Source organism: Nitrososphaerales archaeon (assembly GCA_025058425.1).
Taxonomy (GTDB): domain Archaea; phylum Thermoproteota; class Nitrososphaeria; order Nitrososphaerales; family JANXEG01; genus JANXEG01.
Genome location: JANXEG010000044.1, coordinates 1 through 9957 on the forward strand (window position 1 = coordinate 1; position 9957 = coordinate 9957).

The window sequence follows — 9957 nt, forward strand, 5'->3', positions numbered from 1 at the left end:
TGGCCTGTGTGAGTCGATGCAAGGAGTTGTGTAACCTGATTTTCGAGATAATCTAATACCTCCTCTAGATCACCCAAAGTTTTAGGCCTCTCACCATAGACCAACCTCGTTATCGGGGCCTCTAACTCGACACCGGCTCCTACATCGATTGGGCTGTCACGACCATACTTTTCAATTAGATATTCGACGAGGTGCCTTGCGTGGGCGATATGTGTAGCAGCACCGATGCAGCACGCGATGAGGACGATACGTGATTGTTGGCACCATATATCTATACCACAAGCCCCCCTCTTACCCTGTGTCAAATCACACTTACCCATGGTGCATAAACAACATACATCACAGTAAGGCATGTAGAATGGTTTATAGCGTTGAAGGAGTTTGTAATCCCATTCTCTCAAAGTCGTCAACGTGGGAGCTGGGGTTGGGCCCATCCGTTCGGTCCATTCTTCTGTGATGACCCTTCCTACAGATAATTCAAGGCCCTTGATATCGATTATATCGCTCTTTAACTTATCTAACTTTATGCTGATGCCTCTTTTACTCATACTCTAACACCACCCCCATAACTTGGATTATTATAGAGAATATATGTATTCAAAAGCCTTTTGTTATATGCAATTATCGATCGCATCTTACTTCGTAATCTCGGGCTCAAGGCTGACTTATAGGCTTTTCGGAATCTGATGAGAAATTTAGTAAGAAATTTGAAAAATATCCTTATAATATTCATTCGGCCCTATTCATATAAATGGATAAATAAACCTCTTTAGCAAAACACTAAATCGAATGCAAAGAGACTCACTTGGAACATCGATAACGATCACCTTTCAACCGTTCGGAAGGAGATTTACTGCGAAGAAGGGAGATAATCTCATAGAGATCGCTCAAAGGGCTGGTATTAATATTAGAAATGTGTGCGGAGGTAAAGGCCTATGTGGAAAGTGTAAAGTGATCATCAAAAAGGGTGAAATAGAGTCTAGAATCTCTAAAGAAGAGAAGCTTCTATCCGATATGGAAATCTCACAGGGTTATGTGTTGGCATGCCAGACCCGTTGCTTAAGTGATTGTGAAGTCCTAATACCGGCTGAAAGTAGAGTGGAGGGCCAAAAGATACTATCAAAAGCAGAGATCTTCAAAATCGAGCCGAAGCCCTTCGTATTTAAGGAGTATCTTAACCCTCAATCCTTACAACATGTAAAAAAGGTTGAGGATGTACTTCACTTTAAGTACCCAAAGGGGCTCGATATATCTACGGATGCCCTCCAAAGATTGAAGGAAGCATCTGTAGAGTGGGATAAAGGTTTGACATTGACGATAAGAAGAGCGGCAGATCGTTATACGGTTGTCGATGTTGAGATCGGTGATCGGTCTAAGAAGTGTTATGGAGTTGCGATCGATATCGGTACAACGAAGATCGTCATTTATTTAGTAAATTTATCGACTGGGGATATCGTAGATGTAGCATCCGATTACAATAAACAACTAATGTATGGAGAAGATCTGGTTTCGAGGATCGGTTTCACGATCGATAAAGAAGATGGTCTGATCAATATGCAGAGGGCCGTCATAGACACCATAAACGAGTTAATTTCAAGATTGGTAAATAAGAATCAAATCGAACCTCATGATATAATCGATGTATGTGCAGCTGGTAATACTATAATGACATATTTATTTGCGGGTATGGATGCTCGACATCTCTTAAGTGTCGATGCGGTTGTTGAAAAGCACCCGATCAAGATGAGTGCAGAGATGCTCGGAATGAATGTAAACCCAAAGGCTTTGGTCTACTGCTTACCATGTGTGAGTAGATTTATTGGAGGAGATGCGGTGGGTGATATCATCGTTTCTAACGTACATGAATCACAAGAAACATCGTTACTGATCGATATTGGGACGAATGTCGAAGTTATACTGGGCAGCCAAGGATGGTTACTTTCAACGACAGCGGCTGCAGGCCCGGCATTCGAAGGATGGGGTATAAAGTTTGGAACGAGATCGATCGAAGGGGCGATCGACCATGTGAAGATAGATCCTAAAACCCTCAAAGCGAGTTACACAGTAATAGGCTCCATCAAGCCCAAGGGTATCTGTGGCTCAGGATTGATCGATGCAATGGCTGAGATGTTTCGTGCAGGGATTCTAGATGTCTTTGGAAAGATCGATAGTAGTGTATCATCAGAGTATGTAAGGGTTGGTGCTGATGGTCTAGAGTATATAATTGCCCCATCTAACGAAACGAGCATAGGCCAAGATATTACTATTTCACAAAAAGATATCAATATATTGATGGACTCGAAGGCCTCCGTCTGTGGAGCGATATCATCTTTATTGAAGAAGATGAAGTTATCAGTTTCAGATATTAAGAATGTATACATCTGCGGGGCTTTCGGTAGCTTTCTAGATATAAATAACGGTGTAGCGATCGGTCTGATACCCGAGTTCCCAAAGGCGAAGTTTCACATCTTAGGAAATGGTTCTGTGGCTGGTGCTTACCTAACCTTGATATCACAAGATTATAGAAAGAAGGCTGAGGAGGTTGCCGAGTTAATAGCGTACTTCGATATGTTAAGGGATATGGACTTTATGGATGAATATCAGGCAGCCTTTACCATACCCGGAAAGAGAGAACTATTCCCCACGTGGTGGGAAGCCAGTAAAAAGTTAAGGAGAGTATCAACAAGCTAGATGTAAGGTATAAAACGACGCCTGATTACACAATTATAACAAATTTATCCTCTTCGCGATCTGCTCGGCTGCTATTACTGCGGGGCTATCTGAAGGTAGATGTAAGAGAGGCTTTCCTTCAAGATTATGCCTGTAGATATTTGGATCGGTCGGAATAAATCCTCCATACTCTACACCTATCTCCTTTGCTCGGCCCATCAAAAGCCCCTCCATCTCACTTGTAAATTGGTTACCGATCAAGTACGCCCTTTTGATCTTGATATGAACCTCATCGGCTACTTCTCTGATCCTTTTAGCGGTTTCGAAGCCCATCTTCGAAGGGTCGGTAACTATGAGAAGTATATCGACATCTTTCGCGGTCCTTCTACTTAGATGCTCCAACCCCGCTTCCATATCCATAAGAATGATATCGTAATTATCAGCGATTACATCCAATATTCTCGTCAAAACGCTATTGATATAGCAATAACAACCCTCACCTTCCGATCTGCCCATCGCCAAAAAATCAAAATTTGGAGTTTCAACCAATATATTATAGACCCACGTTTCAAGCAACCTCTCCTTCGATATACCTAAAGATAGGGCATCCTGGTCCATTTGCTTTCTCAATTCATTGGTTACCGTACCGACGGTTTTCTCAACCTTTAAACCAAGGGCTTCAGGAAGATTGGTGGCCGGGTCCGCATCGATAACTAGTATCGATCTATCCCCTTTACTCTGAATCAATACCTTTAGTAATAATGCGGTTAGAGTGGTCTTCCCGGAGCCGCCTTTGCCAGAGATCGATAATCTACTCATACCACATTTTATTGGGCAGATTGTACGATCCTCTTCCACTCATTAGCGACGAACTTTGGAATCTCCGATGAATCCATAGGGCCAACGACTACCTTCCATGTGAGCTTTGTCGCGTCTTCGATCGCACCAGCCAGACGTGCCGCCTTACCCGGTATGACCAGTATTCGATGCTTGACCTTCTTATCGACTTCTGACTTTAACAACTCCTCAGCGATCGACTCCGGAGTTATCTTCCTCCCAGCAACGGCACATTCCACAGCTATCCCCTCGCTATTTACAACCAATAGATAGCAGTCCACCTTTCCAGCTTCAATATCCGATTTGACCGTATAGAATGTTAAAGCGAAGTTCGTCGTCATGAATACTGGCGAATATTCATCAGGGTTGCCAAATACTCTCAACCCTGGTGTAACAGAGACGGGCTTTCTCGGATCGTTGTAAATATTCTGCCTGAGGATCATCGTCGGTAGTAGAGACCATCCATCTAGACTGTGCATTATTAGAAGATCGGCAAATCTTAGTATCAGCATATTGGCGATGCAAGCCTCCCACCAGGCCTTTAAGCTCGGATCACCATCCATAACCATCCAAGCGGTAATCGGAGTCCCCATCAATGGGAAACCGAGGGCTTCATCACCTTCATTAATAGCCCTCCAGCGTAACATCGTAAAGGCATTCAAAGTATTCGCTAAACCACCTTTAGGCACAGTTCCCGGATCGAGTACCAGATCACTCACCCCATTCTCGATCAACGTCTTTGTAAGGGAGCCGAGCATCTTTAGATCGTTGGGTGCAAATACAGCTAGTGGGCACTTGTAAATAGATGCAAATTCTAAGAACTCTCTCCAATTCTCTTTGGTTGCTGCGTAGATGAGTGGCTTTCTATCACCAACGACCCTTAACCCAGCCTCCATGATCGTAGGATTGAAGGAGCAGAGTATCAAAGGTAGATCGGTATTGTTAGCAACGAATGTAACCATCTCCTTAAATCTCGCTTTATCGTTCGATACAGATCTTAAGGCGAGCATATCTAACTTCAGCGTTGTACCTATATAAGTAAAGCGAAATTCTTGCACCTTCTTGATTCTCCTCAATATCTCTTCTTCAGACATATCGTCTGAGATATCTATCGCGATCGCCGTCGGATTGTTGTAGGTCAATTCGTGGCGATGTATAACATACTTGCCCCCTATCTTGACCCTTTTATCCCCAACCCCGATCTCTACCTCCTTGACCGGAGGCTTTAACATCTCCCACAACTTTCTATAGGCTTCTTTGTATTCTTCTTTGAGTAGAGGGGTACACTTGTTGAGCTCAATCTCTCTATTTACAAGTTTAACGGCGAATGCCATGCAGTTCGGTTCGCCACACTCTTTACAATTCGTTTTAGGTAGGTATTTGTAGACTTCGATCGGGCTGATGACTTTGGCAGGCATGTGATTCACCTAAATCTTCGCACTCACCCAATTGCTGATATCGACTTCAGGGGCGATCTGCCCGCTCGTCAAATAAGTGATGATATCCTTTAACGTTTGAATCGATACTGGATGCATCATCATGATATAATCGGCTCCGGCGAACATCATCGTCAAACCGGTTGTAAATTCCCATAGAGGGCCACGAAGCTCTCTAGGCTCCCATTCTGGATCCATCTTTAACCAAGACTCTCTAGCCCCCCACGCGTTTGTGCTACCACTTAGCAATGGTTGTTGAAGCTCTTCATCCCCTTTTAGAGCTGCAAGGCGTGCCCTCTCCATCACCGTAAACCCATATTCAAGCCCATAACCGAGTGCTCCCGTATTGGTATCCATCACCACCTGATCTTTATCGAAGTATTCGAATAACTTCCTATTCAACTCTCTCGCTGCATCCAAATCCATGGGTGTGAATGCAACGACCACATGATTATAGTTTTTGATTATAGGTGCGATCTTCGATAGATCCATCTCCTTTACTAATGAGTTTAGCATGATGCGCTCGCCCGCCGCTACTTCAGCCACCTTTTTGAAGACCTCCATATCCTTCTTCGCATCCCCACTACCACCGACAGTTATCGGTACATCTACAGCCTGCAGAACCTTCTCCACAGTCTTCGCCGCTTCACTCGGAGGGGAATCTTTGATGAGCGGGTCTGTACTTACCAGATGAAGGTTAACCGCTTCAGCATTATACTTATTCACACACCTCTTCGCCCATTCGGCCGGATCTTCCATGACATCTTCAAAGTGCATCCTAACAGCCTTCGGTAACGATACTTTCATATCGAATATATCGAATGCGATGACTGGTGGATGAGGTGTAGGTTGGCTAAATGTATAAAATGGGGGTACGGTCTCTCCACCTATTACGATCGATTTACTTCTCGTTCCACCTTCACCCTTCGTTGCACCGATCTTCACCTCTCTAATCTTCCCTACCCATTCCATTTTAGGATAGATGAATTCGACTTCTTTGATCTTCTTTGGCACCACCAAAGTAGGTATCGCTTCCCTTACACGTGAAGGGATCATCTGTGGAATCTTCATCGCCAACTTGTCAGCTTCTATTATCACATCCTCTAATTCTATCTCGCCAAACTTCAATAAATTCTCTAAAAATTTACTACTAATTATATCGTAAATATCTACACCCTTATCCTTCTCTTTCCTACTCTCCTCCTTTTTCATCCTGCGCCTTCCTCCTAATTATCAACCTCTTAGCGTGGATCTTCACACCTTCAAGTGTTAGCTCAAACCCTCCAGTTACAGCGGAAGGTATGTGCAGTACCGCTTCACTCACTCCCTCACCTCTCACTTCCTTTACCTCCTCTTTTTCCTTCACTTCTAACACGGGAGGTGCTTCTACCTTCTTCCACCTTTGAACGACTGGATGTGCCTTCTTCTCTAAAAAGGCCTTCAATTCCTCCACATTCGAGACATCTTTCTCCGTTGCGATCTTATCGATGAGATCCTTCGGTATGAAATCCTTAACCCTCTCTTTCAAAGCGCTCGGAAGCCAGACTATACGGCTCCAACCACCATCGGCTTGGAGGAACTTTGGAGAGCGCATATACTCTATAGATACTCCATGAAAACCATCCACCTGCCTCCCACCCGCGGTCGAATCGGCTATCGTTGAGAATGGTAGGCCATTGACCGTCACACCCTTAAAGCCCCTATCCACGATCCCCAACCCATCCACTTCGGGTATGTAGAACGCGGCCGCTTCGAAGCATCCACACGATGTATGAGGGTTGCCGAATGCTGTATATAACTGAACCTTTTTGATCGCTCCCAGCGACTTCTTTTGAACCGCCTCATTAACACCGCTATATTCACCCTTGATCGGATCTAAACACTCACCCTTTTCGATACGGTAGATCGAGCCTTTCGGATCTACATTCACCGATGCCCTTCCATCGAACCAGCTGATCGAACCACAATTGGAGTACCTTTGAGGGGTTATTACACAGACGTGAGTCGGTGCGAACGATTGGCAGAGGAGGCAACCATAGAAGCAATCTACCTCTTCGTCCTTCAAACCTCTAGCCCTCGCATCACGTGCATTGTACGTCTCTAAAGCAAATTGGTACATCTCCTTGACCTTCTCCGGATCGGTTATGAATGTGATCTGAATCGCTTCTATGAAAGGAAGTTCACTTTTATAGAGCCTCTCCAACACTCTTCCAAAATAGACGAATGAATTGAAACCCTTCTGGAAAGATTTTTTACTTATACGTATCCATATATCATACCTTTGATTAAGATGCATGAGCCCTTCGATATAGTTCGCATATTCATGTATCCTTCTTTCGATCACACCTTCCAGCGATTCTTCAACCTGCTTCCCAGCGACTTCGATAAATATACCGAACGGATAACTACCTCCCTCTGGCAGATCTTTTAGATCCGGACCGATGATCTGTATCTTACCATCTTCAATCTGGCCCATCTCTCTAGCCTTTACCAACTCGAACTTGTAAGGGACGTTCGGACCGCCTAACTCCACATGAAGGTCTTTCTTCCTTATTCTCTCTCCTTCATAAATAACTCCAACATCGACTGGTATATCTGCAAACATCGACATTCATATCACCTCAATCGTCATCTCTGACTCTTCTTACTAAATATAAAAAAGGTATCGCATATATAATAATTACCTATATATAAAAAGAGTGGATATAATGAGATCTTATGAAAATTTTGATTACTCTCCAATCATGTTATGTACTTAAATATGTTGTAATTCTATAAACATGGTGATGAGGGTTAAGTTAATTTGGCATACCCCATCGCCAGAAAGGGTCATTGCGATAGCTATGAGAAGGTGCTATTCGACTTCTACGATAGAGGAGATCGAGAAAGAGATCGATAGCAAAGGTGATGCATATATCCAGTATCTGGTTAGAAAAGCTTTGAATGATAGGACCTTTAGTGTGTTGGAGCACGTTGTATTCACATTCGAAATAGAGGGCATATCACGAGTCTGTAGCCATCAGTTGATAAGGCATAGGATTGCATCCTACAATCAGGAGAGCCAAAGATTTACATTGGCACATAAGGAAGAGATGGTCATACCACCAAGTATTCAAAATAATCCCGAAGCGATCAAAATCTTCGATGAAGTTAGAAGATTTACTATTGAAAAGATGGAGGAATTATTACGTATTGGAATCCCCAAAGAAGATGCGAGGTTCATACTACCCCAGTGTGTCGCTACGAAGCTCATAATGACTATGAACGCTAGAAGTCTGATGCACTTTTTATCATTAAGATTATCGGCGAAGGCCCAATGGGAGATCAGAGAACTTGCTAGCCGAATCCTTGAAGAAGTTAGAAAGGTTGCGCCTACTTTATTCGAAAAGGTCATTGAATGTTGATGATAATCTTTTAGATGTAATATAATCACGCATCGTAACCAATCGATACGATGAAATTAAAACGTTAAAATCTACAAATCACGAAGATGATATAGATCTCCTCGATCTATCGTAATTCTTCATATCATGATGAAGGCATGAGCGCACCAACGATTTTATGGTAAAATTATTATATCGATGATCCACAATTCTTCTGATGATAAATTTGGGAGAGTATCAAAGTAAGACAACTGGTGATGGATTATCGTTGAAAGGTTCGTTTGAGCAAAAGTGCGGAATTATGGAGAAGATAAAGGATACGAAATCGCTCTGCCCCGAGTGTTTAAGGGTTATAGATGCCCAATTACTTCGCGATGATAAAGATCAAGTAATAATGAGAAAAGAATGTCCCGTCCATGGTACCTTTGAGGATATCTACTGGTCTGATTACCAGATGTACCTAAAGGCTAAAAGGTTCGAGCGTATTGGGGATGGATTGGCGAATCCGAGGACAAAACGTACCGAGAAGGGTTGCCCATTCGATTGTGGGATCTGTAATGAGCATAAATCTCATACAGTCTTGGCCATAATCGATGTGACGAATAGTTGTAACCTTAAATGCCCCGTATGTTTTGCAAATGCAGAAGTTAGTGGTTATCTCTACCAACCAACGACCGATGAAATCAAACGTATCATCGATAACTTCAGATCGAATCAACCCGTTAAGCCACCCGGCCTTCAGTTTAGTGGTGGAGAGCCGACGATTCGAGATGATCTGCCCGAACTTATCGCATACGCAAAGAACGCTGGCTTTCACCATATTGAAGTGAATACAAATGGCATTCGTTTGGCAAATTCTATCGAATATTGTAAAAGATTGGTCGATGCAGGCGCCTGTGCGATCTACCTCCAATTCGATGGTGTCACAAGAGAAATTTACTTAAAGACACGGGGTATCGATCTACTCGATATGAAGCTCAAGGTCATCGAAAATTGTAGAAAGATCGGTTTCGATGCTGTAATTCTTGTCCCTACAGTCATCAAAGGTATAAATGATCATCAGCTGGGCGATATAATCAAGTTCGGTATCGCAAATGCGGATGTCGTTCGGTGTATCAATTTCCAGCCAGTCTCCATTACGGGTAGAATAGACTATGAAAAGCGTAAAGAGATGAGGATCACCATACCAGAGTGTTTAAAACTGATCGAGGAACAGACCGATGGTCAGATAAGGGCGGAAGACTTCTACCCAGTACCTTTTGTAGTGCCACTCTCACAAGCCGTAGGTGCATTACACAATCATCGCTACGTTGAGTTCACTACCCATCCCCATTGTGGTATGGCCACGTACGTATTCGTTGAAGGCGATAAGATCGTTCCTATAACACGTTATGCAGATGTTGAAAAGTTCATGAGTATAATGGAGGAAGTTTATCGATTGGCTAAGGATGGGCATAAGATCAAAGCGAAGATGAAGATGCTCAGCGCACTCAAATACGTTAAATGGGGCTTATTACGTAAACTCTTATTACCGATTTTAAGAACGGGCTCTTACAGATCGTTGGCCGATCTGCACTATCGCATGGTTATGATAGGTATGATGCACTTCATGGATCTGTACAATTTTGATC

The 9957-nt window shown here is 43.2% G+C and carries 8 protein-coding genes; 3 read left to right on the plus strand and 5 right to left on the minus strand.

What is annotated here, in order from left to right:
• Positions 1–548 (minus strand): hypothetical protein (locus NZ896_05265; protein ID MCS7116865.1); only part of this gene is annotated, 548 nt, incomplete at its 3' end.
• 241 nt (positions 549–789) lie between these two features.
• Here NZ896_05265 and NZ896_05270 point away from each other — a divergent pair.
• The gene (locus tag NZ896_05270; protein ID MCS7116866.1) at positions 790–2691 is read left to right on the plus strand and encodes an ASKHA domain-containing protein; all 1902 of its coding nucleotides are present in this window, start codon (positions 790–792) and stop codon (positions 2689–2691) included.
• 33 nt (positions 2692–2724) lie between these two features.
• Here the strand turns inward: NZ896_05270 and NZ896_05275 are convergent, their stop codons facing one another.
• Genes NZ896_05275 through cdhC form a run of 4 tightly spaced genes read right to left on the minus strand, consistent with a single transcriptional unit; the run spans position 2725 to position 7554 of the window.
• Positions 2725–3528, minus strand: a complete 804-nt coding sequence (locus NZ896_05275; GenBank protein ID MCS7116867.1) for an AAA family ATPase — start codon at positions 3526–3528, stop codon at positions 2725–2727.
• Positions 3498–4925, minus strand: coding sequence for an acetyl-CoA decarbonylase/synthase complex subunit gamma (gene acsC, locus NZ896_05280; GenBank protein MCS7116868.1), 1428 nt, complete (start codon positions 4923–4925; stop codon positions 3498–3500). Before acsC ends, NZ896_05275 begins: the two co-directional genes overlap by 31 nt.
• 9 nt (positions 4926–4934) lie before the next feature.
• On the minus strand, positions 4935–6155 hold the full coding sequence (cdhD, locus tag NZ896_05285) for a CO dehydrogenase/acetyl-CoA synthase subunit delta (protein ID MCS7116869.1): 1221 nt from the start codon (positions 6153–6155) through the stop codon (positions 4935–4937).
• The gene (gene cdhC / locus NZ896_05290; GenBank protein MCS7116870.1) at positions 6136–7554 is read right to left on the minus strand and encodes a CO dehydrogenase/CO-methylating acetyl-CoA synthase complex subunit beta; all 1419 of its coding nucleotides are present in this window, start codon (positions 7552–7554) and stop codon (positions 6136–6138) included. Before cdhC ends, cdhD begins: the two co-directional genes overlap by 20 nt.
• Before the next feature lie 175 nt (positions 7555–7729).
• On the opposite strand from cdhC, the gene thyX reads away from it, so the two are divergent.
• Together thyX and NZ896_05300 are read left to right on the plus strand one after the other, a co-directional pair.
• Positions 7730–8347 carry an FAD-dependent thymidylate synthase gene (gene thyX / locus NZ896_05295; GenBank protein ID MCS7116871.1) on the plus strand — a complete coding sequence of 206 codons (618 nt, stop codon included), beginning with the start codon at positions 7730–7732 and terminating at the stop codon, positions 8345–8347.
• Between the two features lie 247 nt (positions 8348–8594).
• The coding region (locus NZ896_05300; GenBank protein MCS7116872.1) for a radical SAM protein at positions 8595–9957 on the plus strand (1363 nt) is incomplete at its 3' end.

Bases quoted from the DNA above. Each gene is read 5' to 3' on its own strand.
- NZ896_05270 (MCS7116866.1), top strand. From the start codon at position 790: ATGCAAAGAGACTCACTTGGAACATCGATAACGATCACCTTTCAACCG.
- acsC (MCS7116868.1), bottom strand. From the start codon at position 4,925: ATGCCTGCCAAAGTCATCAGCCCGATCGAAGTCTACAAATACCTACCT.
- cdhD (MCS7116869.1), bottom strand. From the start codon at position 6,155: ATGAAAAAGGAGGAGAGTAGGAAAGAGAAGGATAAGGGTGTAGATATT.
- cdhC (MCS7116870.1), bottom strand. From the start codon at position 7,554: ATGTCGATGTTTGCAGATATACCAGTCGATGTTGGAGTTATTTATGAA.
- thyX (MCS7116871.1), top strand. From the start codon at position 7,730: ATGAGGGTTAAGTTAATTTGGCATACCCCATCGCCAGAAAGGGTCATT.